18 protein-coding genes are annotated in these 24520 nt (G+C 71.4%); 7 read left to right on the forward strand and 11 right to left on the reverse strand.

The features are described 5' to 3' along the window. Positions 1-84 precede the first annotated feature (84 nt). The 4 genes from WMF44_RS36315 to WMF44_RS36330 all read right to left on the reverse strand — a co-directional run bounded on the left by WMF44_RS36315 (position 85) and on the right by WMF44_RS36330 (position 6513). Positions 85-927 (reverse strand): hypothetical protein, encoded by an 843-nt coding sequence (locus WMF44_RS36315; protein ID WP_437294624.1) that lies wholly within the window; start codon positions 925-927, stop codon positions 85-87. Then, on the reverse strand, positions 924-4754 hold the full coding sequence (locus tag WMF44_RS36320; RefSeq protein WP_437294625.1) for an RHS repeat-associated core domain-containing protein: 3831 nt from the start codon (positions 4752-4754) through the stop codon (positions 924-926). Before WMF44_RS36320 ends, WMF44_RS36315 begins: the two co-directional genes overlap by 4 nt. A gap of 45 nt (positions 4755-4799) precedes the next feature. Then, positions 4800-4946, reverse strand: a complete 147-nt coding sequence (locus tag WMF44_RS36325; protein WP_437301705.1) for a hypothetical protein — start codon at positions 4944-4946, stop codon at positions 4800-4802. 364 nt (positions 4947-5310) lie between these two features. Then, entirely contained in the window at positions 5311-6513 is a 1203-nt protein-coding gene (locus WMF44_RS36330) for a hypothetical protein (protein ID WP_437294626.1), read from the reverse strand. Between the two features lie 203 nt (positions 6514-6716). Between WMF44_RS36330 and WMF44_RS36335 the strand changes: the two genes are divergently transcribed. Beyond that, the gene (locus WMF44_RS36335; protein ID WP_437294627.1) at positions 6717-7367 is read left to right on the forward strand and encodes a hypothetical protein; all 651 of its coding nucleotides are present in this window, start codon (positions 6717-6719) and stop codon (positions 7365-7367) included. Between the two features lie 182 nt (positions 7368-7549). Here WMF44_RS36335 and WMF44_RS36340 read toward each other — a convergent pair whose 3' ends face one another. Further along, positions 7550-8587: a D-alanine--D-alanine ligase gene (locus WMF44_RS36340; protein ID WP_437294628.1), complete on the reverse strand. Its 1038-nt coding sequence runs from the start codon at positions 8585-8587 to the stop codon at positions 7550-7552. A 776-nt stretch (positions 8588-9363) separates the two neighbouring features. Here WMF44_RS36340 and WMF44_RS36345 point away from each other — a divergent pair. Continuing rightward, positions 9364-10965: an ATP-dependent DNA ligase gene (locus WMF44_RS36345; RefSeq protein ID WP_437294629.1), complete on the forward strand. Its 1602-nt coding sequence runs from the start codon at positions 9364-9366 to the stop codon at positions 10963-10965. 201 nt (positions 10966-11166) lie between these two features. Here WMF44_RS36345 and WMF44_RS36350 read toward each other — a convergent pair whose 3' ends face one another. The 5 genes from WMF44_RS36350 to WMF44_RS36370 all read right to left on the reverse strand — a co-directional run bounded on the left by WMF44_RS36350 (position 11167) and on the right by WMF44_RS36370 (position 19778). Further along, complete coding sequence (locus WMF44_RS36350; protein ID WP_437294630.1) at positions 11167-12411, reverse strand: hypothetical protein; 1245 nt, start codon at positions 12409-12411, stop codon at positions 11167-11169. A 936-nt stretch (positions 12412-13347) separates the two neighbouring features. Then, positions 13348-14976: a hypothetical protein gene (locus WMF44_RS36355; RefSeq protein ID WP_437294631.1), complete on the reverse strand. Its 1629-nt coding sequence runs from the start codon at positions 14974-14976 to the stop codon at positions 13348-13350. Between the two features lie 126 nt (positions 14977-15102). After that, positions 15103-17838 carry an ATP-binding protein gene (locus WMF44_RS36360; RefSeq protein WP_437294632.1) on the reverse strand — a complete coding sequence of 912 codons (2736 nt, stop codon included), beginning with the start codon at positions 17836-17838 and terminating at the stop codon, positions 15103-15105. Positions 17839-17928: 90 nt separating this feature from the next. Next, positions 17929-18528, reverse strand: coding sequence for a hypothetical protein (locus WMF44_RS36365; protein ID WP_437294633.1), 600 nt, complete (start codon positions 18526-18528; stop codon positions 17929-17931). Positions 18529-18644: 116 nt separating this feature from the next. Then, positions 18645-19778: a hypothetical protein gene (locus tag WMF44_RS36370; protein WP_437294634.1), complete on the reverse strand. Its 1134-nt coding sequence runs from the start codon at positions 19776-19778 to the stop codon at positions 18645-18647. A gap of 644 nt (positions 19779-20422) precedes the next feature. On the opposite strand from WMF44_RS36370, the gene WMF44_RS36375 reads away from it, so the two are divergent. From WMF44_RS36375 to WMF44_RS36385, 3 genes are read left to right on the forward strand one after another with little or no spacing between them, the layout of a single operon-like run. Further along, a complete protein-coding gene (locus WMF44_RS36375) occupies positions 20423-21097 on the forward strand; it encodes a hypothetical protein (protein ID WP_437294635.1) in 675 nt (224 codons plus the stop codon). Continuing rightward, positions 21094-22221 carry a hypothetical protein gene (locus WMF44_RS36380; RefSeq protein ID WP_437294636.1) on the forward strand — a complete coding sequence of 376 codons (1128 nt, stop codon included), beginning with the start codon at positions 21094-21096 and terminating at the stop codon, positions 22219-22221. The genes WMF44_RS36375 and WMF44_RS36380 overlap by 4 nt, the downstream gene beginning before the upstream one ends. Then, on the forward strand, positions 22196-22768 hold the full coding sequence (locus tag WMF44_RS36385; protein ID WP_437294637.1) for a hypothetical protein: 573 nt from the start codon (positions 22196-22198) through the stop codon (positions 22766-22768). The genes WMF44_RS36380 and WMF44_RS36385 overlap by 26 nt, the downstream gene beginning before the upstream one ends. Before the next feature lie 236 nt (positions 22769-23004). Here the strand turns inward: WMF44_RS36385 and WMF44_RS36390 are convergent, their stop codons facing one another. Continuing rightward, positions 23005-23292, reverse strand: coding sequence for a hypothetical protein (locus tag WMF44_RS36390; RefSeq protein ID WP_437294638.1), 288 nt, complete (start codon positions 23290-23292; stop codon positions 23005-23007). Between the two features lie 155 nt (positions 23293-23447). Here WMF44_RS36390 and WMF44_RS36395 point away from each other — a divergent pair, with 155 nt between their 5' ends. Together WMF44_RS36395 and WMF44_RS36400 are read left to right on the forward strand one after the other, a co-directional pair. Beyond that, complete coding sequence (locus WMF44_RS36395) at positions 23448-23984, forward strand: IS630 transposase-related protein (protein WP_437294639.1); 537 nt, start codon at positions 23448-23450, stop codon at positions 23982-23984. After that, on the forward strand, positions 23923-24504 hold the full coding sequence (locus tag WMF44_RS36400; RefSeq protein WP_437294640.1) for a transposase: 582 nt from the start codon (positions 23923-23925) through the stop codon (positions 24502-24504). The genes WMF44_RS36395 and WMF44_RS36400 overlap by 62 nt, the downstream gene beginning before the upstream one ends. The last annotated feature ends 16 nt before the right edge of the window (positions 24505-24520 follow it).

Consider the following 24520-nt stretch of genomic DNA (forward strand, 5'->3'; position numbering starts at 1 on the left):
ACAAGCTGCTGGGATGAGGTGCGCGACCCGGGCCAGGTCCCGACTCCCCAGCTCATTGAGACCGGGCAGTGTCGCGCGGCCGCCTCAGTCGAGCGGATCCCCGTCCTCATCCATGGCGACGGCGAAGGGCCCCTCGCCCGGTCCCGCCGGCATGACCCACCGGCCGGCCACGGCGTCGGGCGCGACACCGGCGAGCTCCGCGATGCGCTCCTGCCAGTGCTCGGACGCCTCGGTCGCGCAGCGAATCACCGAGGACGCCGTCTTCCCCGCCGCCGGCTCGGCCTCCAGCTCCACGGCGACCTCCGTCGCGAGCGCCGTGTCCGTCTCGACGATCACGGCGTCTGGATCGGACCGGCGGATCAGATCCGCTACGCTCGCGGCTCCCGACGAGCCGAGCACGTACGTCCCCACCTGCGCGCGCTGCGCTTCCACGAGCCGGCCCAGCACGTCCTTGCCCGCCTCGCCCAGCGAGGCGAGATCGAGCGGCACCGCCCGCGCGCGGGCCGAGAGCCCTGCCTCGGCGAGCGCCTTGGCGACGGCGCGCTCATCCACGATCTCGCCTCCGAGCACGGCGACGTCGCCAAAGCGGTGCCGGCGGACCACCTCCCTGGCGGCCAGCGAGGCGCCCTCGTGGAGCGCGATTCCTGCCCGCGCGCACGCTATCCGCACGGCCGGGAGCGCCGCGCGGGACGCCGCCGCGCTGGCCAGCAGCACCGCGGAGATGCCGTATCCCCGCACCAGGTCGAGGCACAGGAGCACGAGGCGGGCCGCCGACACCCGCGAAAGCGTGCCGTAGGGGGCGTGGCGCGTGTCGGAGAGGTAGATGATCCGGTACCCCTGCACGAGCGACGCGATCTGCGACGGGAGGCGCGCGGCGGCGCCGCGCTCGTCGAGAATGACGAGGGTTCGCTGGCTGGATGAGCTCATGATTGGCGAGGAGCGAAATGTAGCAGGTGGAGCTGACCGTTCGGAAGGCGCCCGATCGAGTAGGTGACGCGATTCACGCACGCGCGCTGCGCAGGCTGCCCTGACTGGGACTCCAGCCCTTCTAGCGTCTCCCTGGGCGTGTAGGAGCCCGAGTGCACCTGCCCCGGCGCGAGGGAGCGGAGGGCCGCGTCGTCGCGGGTCATGATGTCCCGCAGCGAGCGCAGCGCCTGGTTGCGCGAGCGGAAGACCGTGTTCGTCTGCTTTGTCGGCCGCGAGGTCGCGAGCGCGGACGGATCCTGTCCCGGGCCCGGCACGTGCGCGCGCGCGTGCCCCACGTTGTTCCCGAAGCTGCGATTCTCGGAGTCTTCCAGCAGCCGCTCGGCCTCGCGCAGCGACGCGAGGCCGAAAGGATCGATCCATGCAAACGGGTTGACCGCATAACCGTAGTAACCCGACCCCCCGGCCACGCCGAGCGGATCCGGGGAGACGAACATGCCATCGGCCGGGTCGTAATAGCGATAGCGATTGTAGTAGAGGCCGGTCTCGGCGTCCTCGTACTGCCCCGGGAACCGCAGCGGGGTGCTGGCGTCGCCGTCGCGCGGTGCCTCGAGCCCGAAGGCCTGCCGATCCAGCGAGCCCACGATCTCGCCCGCGTCGTCGAGGAGGTGCTCCGGCGTACCGACAGGATCGTTAACGTAATGAATCCATCGCCCGTCTGCCTCGCGGTGCGCCGCCGGGACGAACGAGTCGTCCATGAAGCAATAGGTCCGCACCGAGGCCGCAGCGCCCCCAGGCGCGGCCGCGCTCTGGCCCGGAGAGCGCGTGATCTCGTGCACCAGGACGTCTCCATCCCACACGAACCGGGTCTCGCGCGCGAGCCGCAGCGCGCCTGCCGCCTCGTCCCACGCGAGGACTCGCTTCCGGACACGCCTCGCCAGCGGATCGTACTCGAACTCGACGCGGGCGCCGTCCGGCGCATCGACGCGCTCGAGCAGCCCTGCGCCGCTCCAGCCGTAGCGGTAGACGCGCGGCTCGTCCCCTCCTGCGTCCTCGCGCCGCTCGACGAGCCGCCCCTCGGCGTCCCAGCGGTACTCCGCGTTCCCCTTCCGGAGGAGCTTCCCGCCCCTGCCGTACCTGCGCTCCGGAGCGCCGTCTCCCTCGTGCAGGTTGCCCGCGGGATCGTAACGGAACACCTCGCGCCGCCCCACCTCGGGCGTCATCGCGAGCAACTGGCCCACGGGATCGTAGCGGAGCTCCGTCACCCCGCGCGCGCCGCCGCTCCGCGCCACGAGCTCGCCGGTCGGATCATGGCGGTAGCTCATCAGCGCCACGACGGCGTCGGGCGGCTCACCCACCCACGCCGGATGGCCCGGCGCGGTCGGCGGGCGCTCCCCAGGGCGCGTGAGGCGCTGCTGCGAGAGGCGGCCCAGCGGGTCGTACGAGGTCCCGATCGCGCCGCCGCCCGGGAGACGCCGGAAGACCTCGCGACCGAAGGGATCCAGCCCGTGCTCGATCAACGCCGCATCGTCCAGCACTGTGCGCACGCGCGAGCCCATCGCGTCGCGCGCGATCGCCTCGCTGTGCCCGAGCGTTGTGCGTCGCGAGATCCGGTTGCCCAGCGCGTCGTACCGCGCCTCGACTGCGTGCGCCTCGCTCCCCAGGACCTGGATCTCCTTGACGATCTGGCCGAGCGGATCCCTCTCGAGCTCGATGCGCCCGCCGGGCCAGCGCGTCTCGACCAGGTTGCCGAGCATGTCGTACTCGAAATGCTCGTCGCCCGCCGGGGTCGTCCGCTGGACGAGGCGCCCCGCCAGATCGTACGCGAGATCGGTATGCACGGCCGGCCCCGCCGCCTCGGCCGCCATCGACTCGCCCGTCGTGACCCGCGTCGGGCGCCCCGCCGCGTCGAGGCGATAGCGCAGTACGCGCCCATCGAACGTGCGCTCCTCGATCAACCGACCATAGATATCGTAAAGGAGCTGGTGCTTCTCCCCGATCTCGTTCACGACCGTGGTGAGCTCGCCCTCGCGGTTGTAGAGCAGGCGGGACACGTGGCCGTTCGCGTCCTTGCGCCAGCAGAGCCGGTGATACCCGCCCCACCCCCACTCGGTGACATGCCCGCTCGGGTTCTGGGCCCGCACGAGGTGCCGCTCCCCGTCGTACTGATACCGCGAGACGCCTCCCTGGGGGTCGATCACCGCGATGAGGTCGCCGCGATCGGAGTAGACGAAGCGCGTCTCGGCGCCCGCCGGATCGGTGCGCCCTGTGACCCGGCCGAGCGCGTCGTACCGGAAGCGCCATACCGCGCCGTTCGGCGACGCGACCGTGATCAGGTTCCCCTGCGCGTCAACCTGGTACGATGTCCTCGCCCCGTTCGGATCAATCCGCTCGCGCAGCAGGCCCCGCTGGTCGGGGCGGTAGGTGGTGGTTTGCCCCAGCGGATTCGCAATGTGCTCCGGGTTCCCCCGCGCGTCGCGAAAGATCTGAGTCACCCCTCCATGCGGATCGGTGATCTTGACGGGGGAGCCCGCCTCATCCCGGATGATCGACGTACAGGCGCCGAGCTGGTTCGTGTAGCCAACCAGGTTCCCGCGCCCGTCGCGCTCGAAGCGCTCGAAGCCGCCGTCCGGATACTCGAGGACGGCGAGGAACCCGCGCGCGTCGTACACGGCGCGCACGGGCGACGGCCCGGCGTCGTGCGCCATGGTGAGCAGGCCGAACGCGTTGTGCGCGAAATGCCCGACGTGCGTCGAGTCGATGACGTGCGTGTAGTCCTCGTCGAGGTACTCGAAGACGCAGTGGTGGACTCCCCTGGCGGGGTGGCGGCCCGAGGCGAGCACCGAGGGCACGTCCGGGTCCAGGCTCGGATCGGGGCGGCATAGGTAGTCGCCCCAGGACTCGATGCACCGCCCCTGGGCGTCGTACACGAAATGGAAGCAGAGGCCGGTCCGATCGACGTCGGCGGTGAGCCGGGCCTCGTCGTCATACTCGTAGCGCGCGGAGAAGCCGTCGGCGTCGGTCGCCGTGACGAGCCGTCCGCGCGCGTCGTAATCGTATCTCTCCAGGGCGATCCACCGCCCCTGCTCCAGCGCGTTCTTCACCTCGATCGAGGCGATGTGCCCAGCGCCGTCCCTGCGCACGCGGAGCTTCCGGCCGGCGCTGTCCGTCACCTCGACGAGCTGGCCATCCTCGTACACGAGCGCGATGCGGTTCTTGTTCCTGTCCTCGATCGCCGTGAGCAGGTAGAGGTGCTCGCCGAGCTTCTCCGAGAAGGCGTAGAGTCGCCCGTCGTTCGGGTCGACGACATAGCCCCACGGCTCACGGCGGAGGCGGAAGCCGAATGAGGAGACCACGTCATCGCCCGTGCGCAGCGACTTCGGGAAGGAGACGCGCGTGCCCTGGTCCGTCCAGACGTCGATGGAGCGGCGGCGCTCCTCGACGCGCCAGCCGAGGCTGTGGGCCCATCCCCACCCGAGGCCGACGTCGCGGCAGTGCGCCTGGGCGCTGTAGCTACGCGTCAGTTGGAGCGGCAAGGGTCCGGGCAGCTCGACGATGAGGATGGGATGGGTGAACGCGCGCCCCGTGGCGACGTCGACCGGGTGCGACTTCGTGCCGCAGAGCGGAAAGCGCTGCGGATCCGGGGCGCCCTTGCCGCCGCCCTGCGCCTGGTTCCCGCCGCTCCCGCCCCCAGCGCCCTGCCGGCCCGCTCCGGCGCCGCCGCCGGGTCCTCCCGCTCCGGCGCCGCCGCCGCCGCCGCCCATCACGAAGACGCCGGGGTTCATGCCGGGAATGGCCGGGATGTTCGGGACCGGAGCCGTGCGCGCCATACTCTGAGGTTCGCTTGAACGTCCCCCCGGAGACAAGCCAGCAGTTCAGACCCTGCGGAGCTCGACCACCGGCAGCCCGAGCAGCCGAGCGATCGCCTCGTGAACGACCCGGGCTGCCGCGACGTCCCCGAGGGCGACGGCGCGGCTCAGGGTGCTGGCGAGCGAGGCGACGACGGCGGCCCGAGGCGACATCTCGGTCATCCCGGGTTCGCCAGGCGCCAAGCTCGGTGATTGGGCCCGCGTTGGGCCCACACCTTCCGAGGGGCTGCGATCCGTCGCCATGCCCCGCCGAAATGCCGTCGATAACGACCGATCGCACCGGTTCGCCACCGCAAATTCGTCCTTGGGCATCGTCCCTCGTGCGGAGGAGCGGACGACCGAATGGTCGACAACCTCAGTCGCTTCACGGGACACGGGCGGCAGGCTCCTCTTCCCGCGTGGCCCAACGCGGCCCCAACGAAGAGGCGTTCGCGGGCCACACCCGATCAGCAGCGGCGGCGAGGTCCCGGCGCAGTCCCGCAAACCCCGCCGGGTCACCGCCCCCGCGCCGCCGGCCTCACGGGCGAGCTGCGGGTCGGGACCCCGAGCTGGCGTTGGTGAGCGCCGTCCCCCCGTCGGCGGCGGCGCCCCCGCCCGTGAACGGCGCCGTGCAGAACAGCGCCTCGACATTCGCCTTCTGGCAGTGGCCATAGGCGCTGGGAGTGCGGTCGCAGCTGAGGGACCGGCACTCCGCAACGTCGAAGCAGATGGCGCCTTCGGACTTGCTGCCGGGGGCGACGTCGTTCAGGCCGTCGTGACAGACGCCCTGGTCGCAGTAACCGCTGTACGTGTCGACGCTGACCAGACCGTCGAACGTATCGGTGTTCACGCTGGAGCAGTCCTGGTGGCTGCGGCAGGCGGTGCATGTGGCGGCCAGGCTGGCCTGGGAGGTGATCTTCATGAGGCCGCTGGCGCAGTCGCCAGGGTCCAGGGCCAGCTCGCCGTTCTTGTGGAGGGGCTGGCAGGTGCGCTCCTCGGGATAGTCCCCGCCGGCGAAGTAGGCGCGCAGGGCGGCCGCGGTCGGCATGCAGCGGAGCCCGGGCGCGCACAGGTCCGTGGTGCTGTCGCAAGGGCTCCCCTCGGCTGGCAAGGGCGGAGCGGGGCGACAACGGCGGCCGTCCGTCTCGCTGGTGCAGGCCAGCCCGGCGGCGCAGAGCAGGTCGGGGCAGAGCTCCCCCTCGGCGGGCAGCACCAGGCAGGTCCCGGCGGTCGATTCGGAGCTGGCCGGTTGGCAGATGGTCCCCTTGCAGGGGTTCCCGCCCAGCGCGGCGGCGCCGGCCAGGTCGCAGGCGCTGCCCGGCTCCAGGGCCGGCTTCAGCAGGCCGGTGATGGCCAGGCCGCCGTCGGGCTCGCGGCAGCCGTCGCCGGATCGGCGCAGGCGGGCGATGAGGTCGCCGCCGGCCTGTTCGTCGTAGATGTACTGGGGGTTGCCGAGGGCGGGCAGCATCGTCGCCTCGCACAGAGCGGTCTCGCCGGCGGCGCAGGCGGCGTCGTCGGCGTACTTGCCGGTCGTCTGGGTGCAGCAGCGCTGCACCCCGGCGCAGCGGGCGGCGGACCATTCGGCGCAGAACGCGGTCAGGGGCACGGGATCGGCGGGCGCCGGCGAGTCGCCGCCCGAGTCGCCGCCCGACGAGCAACCGGCCAGGGTCAGGGCGGCGGCGAGGGCCAGGGCGGTGCGTCGCAGTGACGGGGCGGTGGAGCGGAAACAAGTCGATGTCATCGGCGCGATTTTTATCATGTTGGGTAGCGGAGTTGACGGGCGGTGGAGCCCGAGCAATCAGCCGATCGCCTCATGGACGGCACGAGCCGCGGCGTGAGCCCCGAGGGCAAGAGCGAGCTTCACGCCATCGTCTATGCGCGCGCTATCGGGCCCCGCCGGGGAGGATGCGTGCAACTGAGCGCCTGGACGCGTACCCTCGGCGCATGGCACGTCCGCACCTGCTCCCGTTCACCTTGGTGTCGATCGCTGCGCTCGCAGCCTGTGACCGCTCCGAGTCCGCGAGCGCGCCTGCGTCCGCGGGCGCGACCGCCGCGACCGCCGCGGCTGCGCCTGCCCCGAGCGGCGCGTCCGCCGCGGCGCCGGCGGCGAGCTGCCCGACAGGCAAGTGGGAATACGACTATGCCGATATGTTCCTCGAGACGCTGGCGCGCAGCTCGTCGGGCGCGCGCGTCGTCAGCGAGCGCGGGAAGTACATCTGCACGTTCAACGGCAACGAGCGTGGCAGCTACGTGTGCGAGACGAGCGAGGGCGGCGTCGAGAACGTATTCGAGGCGCCCACGGCCGGGATGGCCCTGAGGATCACGCTCAAGATGAACGGCCGCTCCAGCGCGGATTACGAGCCCGCGGGCCCCGGTCGCTGGAAGACGACGCGCGCCGACATGAGCGGGCTGCGCGTCGAGACCAAGGCCACGCTCGGCGGCCGCGACATGCCCGTGCCCGCGACCAACGCCTTTTCAGGCATGGACCGCCCCGGAACCCTCTTCGAGTACCGCTGTGAAGGCGACGTGTTCAAGCTCAAGCCCATCGTCGAGGGCATGGCGACCGACTTCATCACGATGAAGCGCGTGCCTTAGCGCCTGTCCCGGGGCAGGGCGGACCGAGCCAGGCGGCCGAGGTCGGGTGCAGCGCCAGACGCGGCGAGGAGTCCTCGCTGTAATTGCGGAAATTGAACAGGGAGACGGGGAGATCGGTGGGATTTTACTCCCCGTCTCCTCGCCTCCCTGTGAATTTTCCCGAAAAAATTCGAGCGGGCGCTTCAGATCGCCGACTTCACGAGGCGCAGCCGCTTCTCGGCCTGTCCCCGCTCGCTGAGCCGCAGCTCCGAGGCGGCGGGCGCGCGGCGCCGCACCGGCTGGTGCAGCCTGGCGCTCGCCAGGATGGCCTCGCACAGATCGCCGAACTCGTAGCCTGCGGCCTCCGCGATCTTCGGCAGGAGGCTTGTCTGGGTCATGCCCGGCAGGGTGTTCACCTCGAGCACGTACTCGTTCTCTCCGCCGGTCACGAGCAGATCCACCCGCACCGCCCCCGTGCACCCGAGCGCCTGCGCCGCCCGCTCCGCAAGGTTCAGGACGCCGCGGTAGCGGGTCGGCGGGAGGCGCGCCGGCATGTGGTACTCGGTCATGCCCGGCGTGTACTTGGCCTCGTAGTCATAGAGCCCCTTCTTCGGGACGATCTCGATCGCGCCAAGGACCTTCCCGTCCAGGATCCCCACGTTGACCTCGGTCCCCGCCACGAACCGCTCCACGATGGCGGCGTCGTCGAACTCGAACGCCAGCGCGAGCGCCGACTTCAGCTCCTCGAGCGACCCGACCTTGGTCACGCCGAGGCTCGACCCCTCGCCGCGCGGCTTGACGATGACGGGGAACCCGAACGAGCCATGGACGGCATCGAGCTCCTCGAGGTCCTGATTCGCACCCACAGTGTAGTAGGGAGGCGTCGGCACGTTGTGCAGCCGGAACATCTCCTTGGCCTTCAGCTTGTCCATCGCAAGGGCGCTCCCGAGCACGCTCGACCCGGTGTACGGGACCTGGGCCAGCTCCAGGACGCCTTGCACGCACCCGTCCTCACCGAGACGTCCGTGCAGTGCCAGGAAGGCCGCGTCGAGCCGCGCGCGCTGCAGCGTCGCGCAGAGCTCCGCGCCGAACCTGTCCCCGAGTGTGATCCGCACGACATCGTACCCGCGGGCCTCGAGCGCCTCGGCGACGGCCGCGCCCGAGCGCAGGGACACGTCGCGCTCACCCGACGAGCCGCCCATCACGACGCCCACCCGCTTCCGGACTTGCCGCTCCACCATCGAAGAACCTCCGTCGCCTTCCCGTGCGGACACCAACACCACGTCAGCTCCTTCCAGTACAGTCCAGCTGCCGGAGAGGTGCTGCGCAAAAACCAAGCCAGCTGCTCCCAAGGCCAAAATCCGCGGCCTTGTCAGTGGAGGGCGCTATTCCTGAGCTGTGGTTGAGGAAAACCGCGCCCGCCCGCCGTGTTCACCTGCCCACGGCGTGCCGACCGCCAACCCGGTATCAAGGCCCGCGGCGGAGGTCAACTAAACGGAGCGATCGCGCCGTCGAGGGAGACGGGCGCGGCTGGGGCCATCTCGCGGCGTATTCGGCAGTCCGCGGCCACGGCGGGGCAGCCCCGCGCGCGCTCTCCCCCCCGCGCGGCGGCGCAGGCGCGTCGGGCGCTTCGCACCTGGCGAATCGACGGCGCGCAGCACCCGAGATCCGGCGCGCGAGATCCTCATGAAAGGCGATCGCGCTCTCGCCTGCTCGCGGCGCCGGCGGCGACCGAGCGAGGCACTCGCCTGCAGATGACATGATAATTCTTCGCCCCTCCCCGCAAGTGGTTGCAAGCGGGAGTGACCGTCATTCCGGCGCGGGAGAGCGCTTTTCTGCTCCGGCGCGTTACACCCTTTGGTAGGCTGTCTCGGCCCATGCGGAGAACACTTGGCGCCCATGGGCCAGGTTCGATCCTGCGGAGTTCCCCGGCTCGGTTGCGGAGGACACCTGCAGCGGCCTCGTCAAAAGACCCGTCGAGCGTGAGCTCTCGAGGTGCCAGGGTAGGGTTGCCCGCGTGCTCGTTTCCGACCTTGTCGCCACCACCGAGCGTGTCGCCGCGCTCTCTCGCCGTGTCGAGAAGATCGGCGCGTTCGCCGCGCTCCTGCGCCGCCTCTCGCCCGCGGAGGTGCAGATCGGCGTCGACTGGCTCACCGGTCGGCTGCGCCAGGGGCGGCTCGGCCTCGGGCCTTCGGTGTTCGCCGAGGCCCGCCGGGCCTCTCCCTCCGTCGCGCAGCCTGCGCTCACCCTGGGGGACGCCGACGCGGTCTTCACGGAGATCGCGCGCGCCTCGGGGCCGGGGGCCGGAGGGGAGCGCCGCGCGGCGCTGGCGGGGCTGTTCGCGCGCGCCACCGATCGCGAGCGCGACTTCTTCGCGCGGCTCCTCGCCGGCGAGCTCCGCCAGGAGAGGCTCGAGCCGGTCATGGTCGACGCGGTGGCGCGCGCGGCGCGGGTGCCGCCGGCCTCGCTGCGGCGCGCGGTGATGCTGGCCGGCGACGCGGCGGAGGTGGCCAAGACCGCGCTCCTCGAGGGGGCGCTCGGCCTCCAGCGCTTCTCGCTGCAGCTGCTCCGCCCCGTGCAGCCGATGCTGGCGCAGTCGGCCGAGGACGTCGCGACGGCGCTGAGCGAGCTCCGCGCGATGGCGCTGGAGTGGAAGCTCGACGGCGTGCGCGTGCAGGCGCACAAGGCCGGCGACGAGGTGCGCGTCTTCAGCCGCGGCCTCGGCCCGGTGACGAAGGCGGTCCCCGAGATTGTCGAGATCGTCCGGGCGCTCCCGGTCCGCTCGGTCGTGCTCGACGGCGAGGCGCTCACCTTTCGTGCGGACGGCGGGCCGCATCCGTTCCAGGTCACGATGCGCCGCTTCGGCCGCGCGCACGACGCGGCCGCGCTGCGCGCCGAGCTGCCGCTGCGCGCCCTGTTCTTCGACGTGCTGCACCTCGACGGCGAGGATCTGCTCGACCGGCCCGGCAGCGAGCGCACGGCCGCGCTCCGGCAGGTGCTCGACCGGTCGCTGCGGGTCCCGCGCATCGAGCTGCCGACGGCGGCCGAGGCCGAGGCGTTCTTCGCCGACGCGCTCGCCCGCGGCCATGAGGGCGTGATCGCCAAGTCGCTCGCCGCGCCCTACGAGGCGGGGCGGCGCCGCGGCTCGTGGCTCAAGGTGAAGCGGGCGCGCACCCTCGACCTGGTGGTGCTCGCGGCCGACTGGGGGACCGGCCGGCGCCGGGGGCTGCTCAGCAACCTCCACCTCGGGGCGCGCGATCCCGCGGCCGGGGGCTTCGTCCTGCTCGGCAAGACGTTCAAGGGCATGAGCGACGAGGTGCTCGCGTGGCAGACGCAGCGGCTGCTGGAGCTCGAGATCGGCCGCGACGCAGACACGGTGTACGTGCGGCCGGAGATCGTCGTCGAGGTCGCCTTCGACGGCGTGCAGGCGAGTCCGCGGTACCCTGGGGGGGTCGCGCTGCGGTCTGCGCGGGTGAGGAGATACCGGCCTGACAAGGCTGCAGGGGAGGCCAGCACGATCGACGAGGTGCGGGCGATTCATGCGGGTGCGCTCGCGCGAGAGGCTGCCGAGAAGGGGCAGGCGGAGGGTGGAGGAGAGGAGCTGGAGGAGGACGGGTGACGCTCGAGGCGAGCCGTCCGTCTCAGAGCGGCAGGCGCGCGAGGAGGAAGCCGAGCCAGCCCTCACGCTCCTGTGCCTCGGTGAGGCTCATCACGGTCATCAGGTGTCCTTTCGCGTCCGTACCCGGCGCCTCCGGGGAACCGCGCCTCCCATCGTTTCTGAGGGCTCTCGATCGTCTGCGGGCGAGGTTCGCCCTTGCTGCTATTGAAGCGCGCCGCGCGAAGGTGGGTCGTCGAAGCAAGCTCCGTCGAGATCGGTCGACAGCGCCGCGAGCGGCGTCCCGCTGCTCACGGCGGGGCTGTCCGGCTTGAGGTGAACATCCCCGCCGGCGACGTCGACGAACCCCGGATCGATCCCCGCGATCGAGCCTTCCTCCGTCAGCGGCGACCCGACCGGACTCGACGCCTTCGGATCGTCGACGGCGTACCATAGGTTCGTTTGCAATGAATTCGTCATCAGCGTCGGGAACGGCGTGGAGGACGGGATAAATTCCACCGCCCCGACGTCGCTGCGGCGATAGTACGTGATGTTGTTGACGAAGCGATTGTCCTCCGTCGTCCGGAACACGTACCCTCCGAGCTCGTCCGCCATCCCGCGGAAGTACGACAGCAGGCTGTGGTTCGGGAACACGATGGTGTTGTTGGCGACCAGGCACCCCACACAGCCGTTGAAAGAGACCCCCACGCCGGGCGCCACGATCAGGTTTCCGAGCACGCGTACGTCCTGCACCTCGATGTTGTCGACCCCCGGCACGAGCGGCGGGCGAAACTCCTCGGGCGACACGATCGTGCCGAGCCTGACCCCGTAGCCCCCGATGGTATCGAAGATGCGATTGTTGCGGATCTCGACGTCCGAGCTTCCGCCCCCGAGCACGACGGCGGCGCCGCTCGTCCCGTTGACCGCGTTGCCGGCGACCACGCCGCGGTGCGAGCCGATGATCTCGAGCCCGTCAGACGTGTCCAGGGCGACGATCTCGCTGTCCAGCAGCCAGAAGTCGTGGACCCCGGCCAAGCGCACAGCCGCGGCGTTATATGTGTCGACGTCGCGCACTGACACGCGCTCGACGGCGACGAATTGCGTCGCCGTCGGATCGGCGTACACCTCGCCGTCATCGACGATGAACGCGGGGATATCCTCTCCCGAAGGTGCGATATGAGCGATCTCGAGGTCGTGCACCACCACGTGGCGCAGCCGCGAGAAGTGCAGGATCGGGGTCCCACCGGCGAATACCGGCCGCTCCTCCCCCGGCGCACCGCCGATCCAGATCGGCGCCTCGGCGGTGCCGGCGACGTCGCTGATCTGTTCGGGCTCGTACGTGCCGGCGTGGATCCGCACCGCCGTCCCCGGAGTCGCCGCGCTCACGGCCGCGGCGACGGTCGAGCACGGCGCCTCCTCCGTCCCGCAGCCCGCGGCGTCCGTCCCTCCGGGAGCCACGTGGAGGAACACCACCGGCTGCTTGCCAGCCGCGAAGTGGGGTGGTTTCGCGCATTCCACCGGCTCGCCGGACGGCTCTGCTCCACCGCCGCCCTCACTCGGACCGCCGCCCTCACTCGGGCCACCGCCCTCACTCGGGCCACCGCCCTCACCCGGACCGCCGCCCTCACCCGGACCACCGCCCTGCCCCGGACCGCCGCCCCAACCCCCCACACCGTCACCGCCGGATCCTCCCGATCCAGCGCTATAAGCGCCGCTCGAATTGACGGCTGGATCGGCGTCACGGCCCTCCCCCTCACCGCATCCGGCGAGGAGGATGGCAGGGACAAGGATCAACAGAACAGAAGCGATAATGCGCATGGCGTGACCTCCGCGCAGCAGGCTACGTCCCCGCTCGAGGATCGCCCCTTAATCCCATCTTAAAGCGATTCGCGCGCCCCTCCCGCGGCGCCATCGCCCTTGCTCTCTCATCCATTCCGCAGGCCCGCGGAGAGCGTGTTCGCCGGGCGGGATGGGGGTGCGCAGGAGGGCACGTCGGACGCGCAGGAGGGCGCTGAGGCGGCGCAGGAGGGGCGGCGGGGCCGCGCAGAACCCGCGCGATCGTAACAGAGGACACATAAGAGGGCGCGCGGGAGGGGCGGCGGAGCCGCGCAGGACCCGCGCGATCGTAACAGAGGACACACAAGAGGGTGCGCAGGAGGGGTGCGGAGGCCGCACAGCAGAGCGTCGGGCCCGCGCAGCAAGGGCGCCAGGGGCGCGCAGGAGGGGTGCGGAGGCCGCGCAGGAGAACGCCGGGCCCGCGCAGCAAGGGCGCCAGGGGCGCGCAGGAGGGGTGCGGAGGCCGCGCAGGAGAACGCCGGGCCCGCGCAGCAGAGCGCCAGTGCCGGGCCGCAGCGGCGCCTGAACCGCGCAGCGGAGCGCCAGCGCCGCGCAGCAGGATATGTCGTCTCAGAGGGGCACGTGCGCGAGGAGGATGTCGGTCGCCCAGCCCTCGCTCTCAAGGACGCCGAAGCCGGTCGGCCCGGAGAAACTGAAGCTCGTCACGAACGACAGGTGTCCTTTCGCGTCGAGCACGGAGGCGGCGAGGCTGATGTTCCCGAACTCCTCGCCGAGCTCGACGATCCGACGCTGCGCGACGAACGCCCCGGTGCCTGGCTCGTAGGTGGCGATGTAGGTTCCCCGCGTGTTCACCGAGGCGCCGCCGAGGTCGAAGGAGTCGAAGGGTGGCGCGAGCGAGATGATGAGCGCGACCCTGCCGTCGGGCGCGAACGAGAGGCTGGTCGAGCCGAAGTACTGTGCGCCCGGGAGCGCGTTCACCCAGCGGATCGCGCCGTCCTCGCCGGCGAGCTTCATGAGGAAATTGCCCCGTATACCGTCGATTCGCCCCTCCCCGAGATCGGCGCCCCGCGCGAACTGACCGGCGATCAGCACGTCGCCGTGCTCGTCCACGATCAGCGCCTTCGCCACGTCGCCGCTGATTTCACTACTGTCTTGGGGGGCGCCGAAGTGCCTCGACCAGAGGTGGGCGCCGTCCTCCCCCGAGTACTTCGCCACCCAGGCCTGAGCGCCTCTCAGCCCGGTGGTGGAGCCCCCGCCGAGGTCGGCGTCACCAGAGAAAGTCCCTGCGACGAGGATGTCGCCGTGGAGATCCACGGCCATCCCGCTGATCGCGTACGTGATGGATCCGCTCAGGTTTCCCACGTCCGTCGCGAAGCGGGTCGTCCCGTCGGCGGCGAACCTGGCGAGGGTAAGGCGGCCCCCGGCTTGAGCGGCGACACTGACGTTGTTTCCGGGACCGACGGCCACGCGGCCTCCGAAGTCGAAGCCGCCGCCGCCCAGGCGGTGCATCCAGCGCGGGGCGCCGTCCCGATCGAGCGCGAGCACGAAGATGTCGCTCGAGGAGGTCCTCGGGTCGTCTCGTTCCAGCTCTTCCAGGACGAGGTCGCCGGCCTGGAGCGGACCGTTCGCGTAGTGGCCGATGACGGCGATGCCGTCGTTTCCGTCGACCGCGACCCCCGTGGCCATCACGCGGCTGCCGCCGCCGAAGCGCCGGACCCAGCGCAAGGCGCCGTCGTCTGCATACGTGGCGACGAAGATGTCCGCGTCGCCGACGAGCGGCGTGGCGCCGGCGCCGAAATCGGCTGCTCCCCCCGACCAGCCGGCCAGGACGACGTTTGCCTCGCTATCGATCGCGAGGGCCGTGGCCTCCTCCGTCCCGGGTCCCGAAATCTGCTGGTGCCAGGCCTCCGCTAGCGGCGATCCCCCGCCGCCACCCGCGCCCCCGCCGCCACCCGCGCCCCCGCCGCCACCCGCGCCCCCGCCGCCACCCGCGCTCCCGCCGCCACCCGCGCTCCCGCCGCCACCCGCGCTCCCGCCGCCACCCGCGCTCCCGCCGCCACCCGCGCTCCCGCCGCCACCCGCGCCTGCGGCCCCCACGCCATCGCCGCTGGATCCTCCCGATCCCGCGCCTGGGGCGCTGCTCGAATCGACCTCCGGATCGAGCACACGGATCTCACCGCACGCGGCGAGGGTGATGGCAGGGGCAAAGAGCAGCAGAGCAGAAGCGATGATACGCATGGCGCGACCTCCGCCGAACAGGCTACGTCCCCGCCGCAGGACCACCCCTTAATCCCCCCTTAAACCGACTCGCGCGCCCTCCCGCGGCTCCCCCGCCCTTGCTCTCCCATCCATTCTGCAGGCCCCCTACCGCCGCTCCCCCCCGCCCTCGCCCGTCTCCCCCCCGCGCGACTCGCCCCCTCCCCCCGCGGCCGGCTCCACCGCGACGTAGTGGACCGGCAGCGCTGGATCCAGCGAGTACCCGTCTGCGTCTCTCCGGAGCCACGGCTTCATCCCGAGCTTCCGCAGCTGGTTCATCGCCACGTAGATCCGGTTCGCCGCCGCGTCCGGCAAGATCCGCTCGCCGGGCCACCCCGCCTCCTTCAGCGCGGCCAGGGAGAGCCCTCGGCCGGGCGCAGACCGCTGCTGCTCGGCCAGCGCGTGCAGCAGGCGCCGCGCCGCGTGGCGCTCGCGCAGGTCGTGCCAGCCGCCGCCCGGCGGGCGGACGAAGCGCGCCCCCTCGGTCAGGAGGAGCTCGCCCTCCGCCCGCGCCTCGGGCAGGCCGCCCAGCGCCGCCAGGCTGCGCTCCAGGATCCGGAGCAGCAGCCGCACGTCGTCGGATCGGCTCGCGCTCGACGGCGATCCCTCCCGGGCGCGCCCGATCCTGCGCCGCGCCGCGCCCGCGTGCGCCGCCGCTTCCTCCCCCCGCCCCGCGCGGCGCGCCGCCTGGGCGAGCGCGAGGTCGACGAAGCCGGACGCCACCCGCGCGAGCTCCACGTCGGGCTCGTCCCCGAGCTGCGCGAGCAGCCGCTCCGCGGGCTCGATCGCGCGCCGCGCCTCCTCCACCTCGCCGACCGACGCGAGCGCCGCCCCGAGGCGGCAGAGGGCGATCCCCTCGGAGCGGCGGTCCCCCACCTCGCGGAGCAGCCCCACCGCGCGGCCGTGGCACGCGCGCGCGTCGGGGAGGCGCCCCTCCTCGTGGTGGAGCGCGCCGAGGTTGCCGAGCGTGATCGCGAGCAGCCGGAGGTCGCCCACCTCGCCGAGGATCGCGGCGGCGCGCTCGTAGCGCCGCCGCGCCTGCGCGGGCGCCCCGCGCTCCTGCTCGAGCAGGCCGGCGTTCGTCGAGAAGATGCCCTCCATCCGGCCGTCGCCGATCTCCGCCGCCATCGCGATCGCCTGCGCGTAGCAGGCGGCGGCCTCGCCCTCGCGGCGCTCGTCGTGGTGGAGCGCCCCGAGGTTGCCGAGCACCCGCCCCTCGGCGCGGCGGTCGCCGAGGGCGCGGTGGAGCGCGAGCGCCTGCGTGTAGTGGTCGCGCGCGCGCTCCATGTCGCGCCGGCCGTGGTGGAGCACGCCGAGATCCGCGAGGATCCCCGAGAGGAGCGCCTCTGCGCCGAGCGCCGCCGCCTGCGCGCGGGCGCGCTCGAGGTCCTCGAGCGCGGCCTCCGCCTGCCCTCGGAGCCGCCGCGCGCGCCCCCGCGCCGCGAGCGCGCGGGCCACGACGCGCGGATCGGCCGCGAGCGCCTCGGCCGCCGCGAGCGCGCGGTCGAGCAGCTCGAGCTGCGCCCCGAACGGCCCCCGGGTGCTGAGCACCGGCTCGACGGCGCAGAGCGCCCGCAGCGCGCGCTCGGCCGCCGCCTCGGCGCCGGCGCGGGGCGCCGTCGCCAGGGCGAGCGCGCCCTCGGCGACGGCGAGCAGCTCCTCCAGATCGCCGGCGATGCGGTTGAGCGCGTCGAGCGCGCCGCGCCGCTCGAAGTCCGCGGCCGCGGCCTCGCCGGCGGCCAGGTAGAACGCCGCGTGCCGCTCGATCGCGGCCTCGCGCTCCCCGCGCTCGGCGAGCTTCTCGGCGGCGAGCTCTCGCACCACCTCGTAGAGCGCGAAGCGCGTCGCCCCGTCGCTCCTCGGGGGCGCCGCGCGGAGCAGCGACTTGTCGCGCAGCGCCTCGATCCGATCGATCGCGGCCGCGTCGGGCTCCACGAGGACGGCGGCGGCCGCCGCGAGCGTGAACGGCCCGTGGAAGGCGGAGCAGCAGGCGAGCGCCCGTCGCTCGCGGTCGTCGAGGAGGTCCCACGACCACTCGATCGCGCCGCGCAGCGTCGCCTGCCGCGCCTCCCTGCCGCGCGCCGCGCCCGCGAGCAGGTCGAGCCGGCTCCCGAGCCGCGCGAGCAGGCCGCGCACGCCGAGCACGCCCTCGCGCGCCGCCGCGAGCTCGATCGCGAGCGGGATGCCCTCGAGCCGCCGCACCAGCGCGGCGACATCGGCGAGGTGCTCGCCGCCGGGCGGCGGCGGCGGCGCGGAAGCGCGGTGGGCCGCCGCGCGATCGAGGAAGAGCGCCACGGCCGCGGTGCGCTCGGTCGAGCCCTCCGCGGGGAGGCCGAGGGGGCCGAGCTCGTAGCTGATCTCCCCCGCCAGGCGGGTGCGCTCGCGCGACGTCGCGAGGAAGCGGAGCTCGGGCGCCGCGCGCACCCACGCGTCGAGGGCCGGCGCGGCCTGCTCGAGCACGTGCTCCAGGTTGTCGAGCACGAGCAGCGCCGGCCCCTCGGTCGCGAGGGCGCGGCCGATCCGCTCGACGAGCGTCGCTTCCCGGCGCCCTGCCGCGACCTGCGCCCCGATCGCGCGCGCGACAGCGCCGCAGACGGCGCGCAGGTCGCGGCACGCGGTGAGCTCGCAGAGCCACACGGCCTCGCCGGCGTGCGCCTCGGCCCAGCGGCTGGCGAGCTCCAGGGCGAGCCGCGTCTTGCCCATGCCGGCCGGGCCCCAGAGGGTGACGAGCCGTTCGCCGCGCCGGAACAGCTCGGCGATCGCGACGAGCTCGCCCTCCCGGCCGATGAAGCGCGACGCGGGCAGGGCAAGGTGCCGCCTCCGCGACCGGGCTGCGTCCGCCATGGGCCGACCTTCGATCGGACGGGGGCTGGATTCAACGCCAGAGCGGGCGGACGGCGGAGCTGCGGCGGGACGGCGGAGGCGTGGCGGGGCTCAGGGTCGCACGAGCGGGGTCACGAGCAGCTTCTTCCGTGCGCCGCTGAGCTCGACCTGCACCTCGATCCCGCGCCGATCGAGCACCGACAGCGGGCGGATCGGCGTCACCTGGGCATAGAGATCGCCGGCGCCGCACCAGGTGCCCTGGAGCGCTGGCGCTTCGGCGTCGTCGGGCGTGAAGACGACGGCGCCGGTGCGGCATCCGCCGTCGACCGCCGCGTAGAGGCCCTCGATGCGGTCGAGCGCCGCGGGGCGCGCGCGGAAGGCGAGCTCCGCGCCGCCGGGCGTGCGCAGCCGGCCGGATTCGCCGCCTGGATCGGCGGTCGCCGTCCACCCGTCGCTCGCGAGCGAGAACGCGCCGCTCGGGTCCTCGGGTCCCTCGAACCACCGGGTCATGGTCGCGTAGCTGCTCACGCCGCCGCAGACGTAGAGCGTGACCGTGCCCTCGCCGCGCACGAGGGCGAGCACGGCGTCCGTGCCGTCGACCGTGCCGACCGAGATCTCGGGCGGCGGGGCCTCGGGGTCTGCAGCACACGCCGCGCAGAGCACGGCGCCGAGCACCCCGGCGGCGCGCGCGAGCGTGCGAGCGCTCTTCATGAAGAAAACGATCCCACCGGAGCGATGAAAAAAGCGCATGGGGTCTTATTTTAGTCGAGACCCGGGGCGGAGGGAGCGGCAGTTCCGTGCCAAAGGCAAACGGGAGCCCGTGAGCGCTACGCCCCTCCGTCCGGCGGAGCATCGCTGGACAGCCCCTTTCGTCGCGCGGCGCGGACCGCCGCGAGCCAGTGCTCCTTGGCCGGGTCGCTGTCCCACGGCGGGGCCTCCCGGTAGAGCGAGTCCCAGAATTCGCGCGCTGCCGCCTCGGCGGTCGCGAGCTCGCTCTCGCCTTCGGGCGCGTCCTCGACGGCATCCACGAGAGCGCGCCATGGGTCCGAGTCGTAGCCTCTCAGGTTCGGCCACGGCCTTGCGGGCTCTCCGTCGAAGAGCCCGTCGCTGCTCTGGAGATAGCCCTCGTACGCGCTCTGGGCCACGGCGTCTCGCCGGCGACGGTTGACCTCGTTCACGCAGGAGTGGCGGTAGGACTCGGCCCATTCGCGGTCCTCCTCCGGCACGTCGTCTCGCCAGGCGCTCGCATAGAGATCGCGCAGTTCCTGCAGCAGCACCGCCGACTCCTTGAGAACCGTTGTGTGACGCAACGCGTCCGCGAGGGCTCGGTTGCGCGCCGCGCTCGGTCCGGGGAGAGGATGCGCCCTAAACGTCCAGGACCGCGCAACCTCCACCACCGGGCGGATGGGCCTCGTCATGGAGTTCGGGAGCCCGCGGCGCCCGCGCCGAAACCCCCTCTGAAAGGCGCGGAGCGCCGAGGGCCGGTCCACCTCGGGGGCGTCGTCGACCGCCAGCGCCCGCCAGACGGACGTCCGGTGGAGGCGCGCTGTCGGATCGCCCGTCGCGCCCTCGCCCTCGCCCGCGACCGTCTGCCCGAAGTCGACGACGAAGGTAAAAAACGCGCTCTTGACGGCTTCGAGCAGCATCGGCCACGGCGGAGCGGGCTCCTTGCCGAACCTGCCCGTGAGGCTCTCGGGAGAGCCCGCGTCCACCCTCGGGCGGATGGCCTCGAGCCGCGAACCGTCGACCCACCTCCCGAATTTCTCACGATGCGCCTCGGCCCATGCGCGGTCCGCCTCGGGCAGGTCGTCGTGCCATGCTTCGGCGCACAGCCTGCCCAGGGTCTCGAGGTCCATGTTCCGACCCCAAAGTTCCTGGGGCGCAAAAAGGCAACTCGCCGTGCCCGCCTCGACATCGATGCGCCGCATGAGAAACCATACGCGCGAGGTTTTCAGCTTCATGGATGATCCCCTGGCTCACCGCCCGTCGGGTCGGTGGGTTGCTCGCCCGCAGAATCCCATGGACACGCGGTGAGCATCAAGCCATCCGCGCGCCCGGTCCCCGCGCCGTGCCTTCCCGATGCGCGCCTGCGGGCGCCGCTGTTCCTGAACGAGCTCACACGTGCGCGAGAGGACCGCGCTTCACCGCCGCGCCAGAGAGGCGCCACCGCCCCAAACCCGACACTTACGCCTGGGACGATATCGCCAGAGGCCGAATCGATGAAAAATGTCCATGGGGTCACATTTTAATCGAGACCCGGGGCGGAGGGAGCCGGAGTTCCGCGGTGGACGGCCCCGGGCTCGTGCCCTCTCAACCCGGGTCGAGCCGCTCGAACGTTCGCAGAGCCCCGCTCGAAAGAACGGCGCAACTCTGCGCTGCTGGTGAAGGGCGGTTCGGGCGGGCTTCCTCGACCCGGCGATGTTCGGCAAATCGTTCGGCACCGTCACTGCCACTTCTTCAAAGGCGAAGCCCCGGCCAGTGGCGGCGCCTGGGCGCCGGTCACCGTCCTCCAGGTGGTTCGTCGCGGCTTGACCGGCGGCGGCGATCGCTGGTAAGGTCGGCCACCGTCTACGGATACGTGGATCGGTAAATCAGGGGGGAACCGATGAACCATCGGCGCGGCGTTCTGCTCGTCGTGTTTGCCTGCGGCTGCTCCATCGTGGATCCCAGCGATCGCGACGAGCTGAGACACCAGATCGCGTCGATGCCTCTCGATGACATATCGAGGCTCAAGAGGTTGACCATGAACGCCGGCGCCCTCGACTGGCTTAAGGGAAGGCCACCGGGCGATCAAATGGGCAAGCTCCAGTGCCGCTACCAGGCTGGCGGTGTGTGGACCGAGTGGGCCGACCAGGAGCCGTCGTACATTGTCCAAGACATGCGCTACTGTCTCCTCGAGGACCCTTTCGAAGTAACCTACCTAATGTGCAAGGATCAATGGGAATCCCTGCAGCGTCAAATCAGAGAAACCGACCTCATGAACAGCCTACCGATCCCGGGCGGGGCGACCGTCGAGTGCCGGTTCGTATGGGATTTCCGCTACGAACCGGACAAGATACCAGCCGAGCTGACGGACCCCGATAAAGTCGACACGAACGACGTCATCAATGCATTGATCGCGTTACCCGCGCCGCCCCCTGGATGGGCCTTTCCTAGACTCGTCCCGCTCCTCTGTCCGCTCGGTGCTGGAGAGGGCTGGGGATGCCCGCCTAGGCCCAACGACCCCACGGGCGGTCAACCAACCGACCCGACGGGCGGTCAACCGGGAGACTGGCCATGAAGCAGTGGGCAAGATTTCCCCCCGGAACACTCAAACTGCGCGAGGCAGCGTTCGGGCACGGCCTGTTTACCACCAAAAATCCCGATACGTGGAAATGGCACCTCGAGAATCTCGGCCAGCTGTGCGCAGAGGCATGGGACGATGGCCTGCCCGACCAGGACCGCGGATGGGCCGAGCCGTACCGCAAGAAATTTCATAAGTGGGTTGACGATTCGGGGTGCCCTGTCGTCGGCTCTAAGGCGAACGCTGGAGCTCTTCATACCCGACATCTGCGCCTCGACCGGGAGCCAGCGCCACCCTGGCCGATGCTTCTGGAGGCCGTGCAGAGCGCGTTCTTTGCCATGATCGAGGGTTTCGAGAAGGAGCGTACCGGCACGAACGAGCGCGCTTCGGCTGACTCTACGTCGCGCCTCCACAGGACCTATCTCTGGCGGACGCTAACGTCTGACGAGACAGCCGAGAAACACCGGGCAGCGGCGCTCTGCGCCTTCCGGAGGGGGTTTCGGCTCGGGCGCCGCGGAAAGCCGAGAACGCTGACGAGGCCCATCCCCCCGGTGCTGAAGCCGCCCTATTACTGGGGCGGAGCAGGGTCTCCTGAGTACCCCGGACCGAGCGCCGCGCGTGAGCGAGCAATCAAGGCGCTGCCGCCTCCGGCCAATCGAGAGGAGTTGGCGGCCCGTGAGGAGGAGCTGCGCGCGCTGTATGCAAGCGCATGGCGCGAGGACGTGCCGGCGGAGGACCGCGAATGGGCAGCGGCGTACCGCGACATATGCACGCTGTCGGTCAACGACCGCCGGCGGAGTGCCATCGCGCAGTGCGCCTACGAGGGCTATCTCCAGAGCAGCGATGGCCTTTTTGACGGCGAGCCCGCTCGGCCGTGGCGGGAGCTGAGCGTTCGCGCCGTGGAGCCATGGTGTTCCTTCGTGGACCGCATCGAGGACGCCCCCGAAGGCGAGAGCGAGCCGGCAACGGCCGAGGCAGCAGTTTGGGAATACTGGGACACGCTCTACCAGGCGGCCCCGCCGTGGGACAGCGACCCGGCCCAGTCGCACTGGCTCGCGGCGGTCCGCGCCGCTCGAAGGAAGGCGCAGGCCGACGATGGTCCGCCAGAAATGGGCAGATAGCGCGCTGACGGCGTCGTGCGCCGGGCTCGTCGCGCTGTCGATCCTGCCCGCGGTCGCGCGGGCGGAAGAGAGCGCGCCGTCGCGCTGGGAGATCGACGTCAAGGCGGCCTACGTCGTGCTGGGGTCGCGTGCCACGCGCGCGACGGGCGGCATCATGCCGTCGGTCACCGGCTTGCGCCGATGGCCCGTCCGCGACGCCGTGGACATCGGCATCGGTGCCGACGTGGGCCTCTTCGGTCTGGGCGGCGACGCGCGCTGGCTCGGCGTGCTGACCGGCCCCACGGCGGCCGTCCGGGGCAGGCCGTTCCGTGTGCCCCTGTCGTTCGAGCTCGCGGCGCGGCTCGACTTCGGGCGCATCCCTGTGTGCAACGCATGGGGGTTGTGCCTGAGGTATCTTGGATTCTTCCCGGCCATGGAGGCCGGCGCGGCCTATCTATCGACGCAGCATGTCGCGATCGTGGCGACGTGCGGTGTCCGCTTCATCAGGACGCTCGCGTGGTCTGGTGTCAGCGTGGAGCCCGCAGCGGCGGGCCGAATCTTCTGGTAGGATCCGCTGGCGATGCGCGGGTGGCGCTCGGACGGGTTCGTGCGCCGGAATCGCCGCGCCGCCGCTCGCGCCCACGGGCGCTGGCGGAAGAGAGAGCACCGGCTGCGGGCGAAGGCCGAAGGTCACGTCGGCGGGTTCGGCTCGCTCTGGATGGTTCGAGCCCGATCCGCTGTGCTTCATGCTCTGCCAGAACGCTCAGGGTGCCGGTGAGCGCCCACGTCGAGAGCATCCCCCGCCTACCATGCGTCTGAAAAAAGGCAATCGTATAGCCTGGCCTCTCCCAAGCGGCGCAGATTCGTCGCCACGTCCGGTACAACCACGTTGCCGACCTCTGGCGGCATGCGCTCGTATCCCCACGTCGCTTCAATCTCTTGCGCGATCACCGCAGCGTACGGCTGCTCATCGGGCGACAGATCGAAGGAGACGACCCGCTGCGTAGGTTTATCTTCCATCGAAGGTGCCTCAACGAGCTCGGAACCGAACAGCCTGAGCAGCTTGCCAACCCAGGCGGGCAGGATGTACACCGTGTCATGGACGAAGATCGTGACGGCGGGAGACCGCGTCGCGCAGAGCGCTCTCTCTTTCTCGATCTCCTCTAGAGCGGCTTTCAGCCGAGTCTGCTACAGCCCGAGCTCGACCGCACCGGATCGTGGCACAGGACCTGCCCAAGGTCTGCCCCATGAGCCCGTACAGTCTCGATCTGCGCCGGCGAATCGTCGATGCCTACGTCAACGGCGAGGGGAGCATTCGGGAAATAGCGGAGCGTTTCTCGGTCGCGCCGAACACTGTGCAGAATTACCTCACCCAGGTGCGCGCGACAGGCAGCCTTGCGCCCTTGCCGCACGGTGGTGGAGTGGGGCCGAAGATCGACCGGGCGGGGCTGGATGAGGTGCGCAAGCTGGTCGAGGAAAAGAACGACCGGACGCTGGCCGAGTTGGCTGAGCAGTTCGAGCAGCGGCAGGAGGTGCGTGTCAGCATCCCGACGATGCATCGGGCGCTGCAGCGGCTGGGCATCACGAGAAAAAAAAACGCTTCGAGCGAGCGAGCAGTATCGGCCCGCCGTCCGCAAGCGCCGCGCTCAGTTCCGGCGGCGAGCACGAAGAGTAGGCGCACGCCACATCACCTTCTTCGACGAGTTCGGTCTGCATCGCGGGATGGCGCGGCGGTACGGTCGTGCGCGTCGCGGGCGTCGGGCGCACGGCAGGGTGCCGTGTAACACCGACCCGAAGATCACGCTCATCGTCGGGCTGAATCTCGGCGGCGCTGTAGAACCGATGGCCTTCGAGGGGTCCATGAACGGCGCCATCTTCGAGGCGTACATCCGCGACCGGATCGCTCCTCGAGTGCAGCCCGGCGATGTGATCGTTGTCGACGGGCTGGGTGCACACCGTGCTCCCGGTGCTCGCGCTGCCGTCGAGGAGCGCGGGGCAAAGTTCTGGATTTTGCCGCCTTATTCGCCTGACCTGTCGCCGGTGGAAGGCTGCGGCAGCAAAGTCAAGGAGCTCACCCGCGCCGCCGCCCCGCGCTCGGTTCCGCAGGTATACCGAGCCATGGGCCGAGCCATCGGTCTGGTAACTGATCGCGACGCCAAAGGTTGGTTTCAGCACGCCGGCTACATCCGTCCACCGCGTCGCCCGCCTCCCTCGCGTGCCGGCGCAACCCGGAGGATGGCGCCGCCCGGCGAGCGCTCTCGCGCTCCGCCAGCGGGGATGCCCTGCAGCATAGGGAATCAGTGAGCCCGAGCAGCAGCTT

Origin of the sequence: Sorangium sp. So ce426 (genome assembly GCF_051475585.1) — a bacterium.
GTDB lineage: Bacteria > Myxococcota_A > Polyangia > Polyangiales > Polyangiaceae > Sorangium > Sorangium cellulosum_B.

Coding starts and splice junctions, on each gene's coding strand:
- WMF44_RS36315 (WP_437294624.1), bottom strand. CDS start 927: ATGAGCTCATCCAGCCAGCGAACCCTCGTCATTCTCGACGAGCGCGGC.
- WMF44_RS36320 (WP_437294625.1), bottom strand. CDS start 4,754: ATGGCGCGCACGGCTCCGGTCCCGAACATCCCGGCCATTCCCGGCATG.
- WMF44_RS36325 (WP_437301705.1), bottom strand. CDS start 4,946: ATGTCGCCTCGGGCCGCCGTCGTCGCCTCGCTCGCCAGCACCCTGAGC.
- WMF44_RS36330 (WP_437294626.1), bottom strand. CDS start 6,513: ATGACATCGACTTGTTTCCGCTCCACCGCCCCGTCACTGCGACGCACC.
- WMF44_RS36335 (WP_437294627.1), top strand. CDS start 6,717: ATGGCACGTCCGCACCTGCTCCCGTTCACCTTGGTGTCGATCGCTGCG.
- WMF44_RS36340 (WP_437294628.1), bottom strand. CDS start 8,587: ATGGTGGAGCGGCAAGTCCGGAAGCGGGTGGGCGTCGTGATGGGCGGC.
- WMF44_RS36355 (WP_437294631.1), bottom strand. CDS start 14,976: ATGCGTATCATCGCTTCTGCTCTGCTGCTCTTTGCCCCTGCCATCACC.
- WMF44_RS36360 (WP_437294632.1), bottom strand. CDS start 17,838: ATGGCGGACGCAGCCCGGTCGCGGAGGCGGCACCTTGCCCTGCCCGCG.
- WMF44_RS36365 (WP_437294633.1), bottom strand. CDS start 18,528: ATGAAGAGCGCTCGCACGCTCGCGCGCGCCGCCGGGGTGCTCGGCGCC.
- WMF44_RS36370 (WP_437294634.1), bottom strand. CDS start 19,778: ATGAAGCTGAAAACCTCGCGCGTATGGTTTCTCATGCGGCGCATCGAT.
- WMF44_RS36375 (WP_437294635.1), top strand. CDS start 20,423: ATGAACCATCGGCGCGGCGTTCTGCTCGTCGTGTTTGCCTGCGGCTGC.
- WMF44_RS36380 (WP_437294636.1), top strand. CDS start 21,094: ATGAAGCAGTGGGCAAGATTTCCCCCCGGAACACTCAAACTGCGCGAG.
- WMF44_RS36385 (WP_437294637.1), top strand. CDS start 22,196: ATGGTCCGCCAGAAATGGGCAGATAGCGCGCTGACGGCGTCGTGCGCC.
- WMF44_RS36395 (WP_437294639.1), top strand. CDS start 23,448: ATGAGCCCGTACAGTCTCGATCTGCGCCGGCGAATCGTCGATGCCTAC.
- WMF44_RS36400 (WP_437294640.1), top strand. CDS start 23,923: ATGGCGCGGCGGTACGGTCGTGCGCGTCGCGGGCGTCGGGCGCACGGC.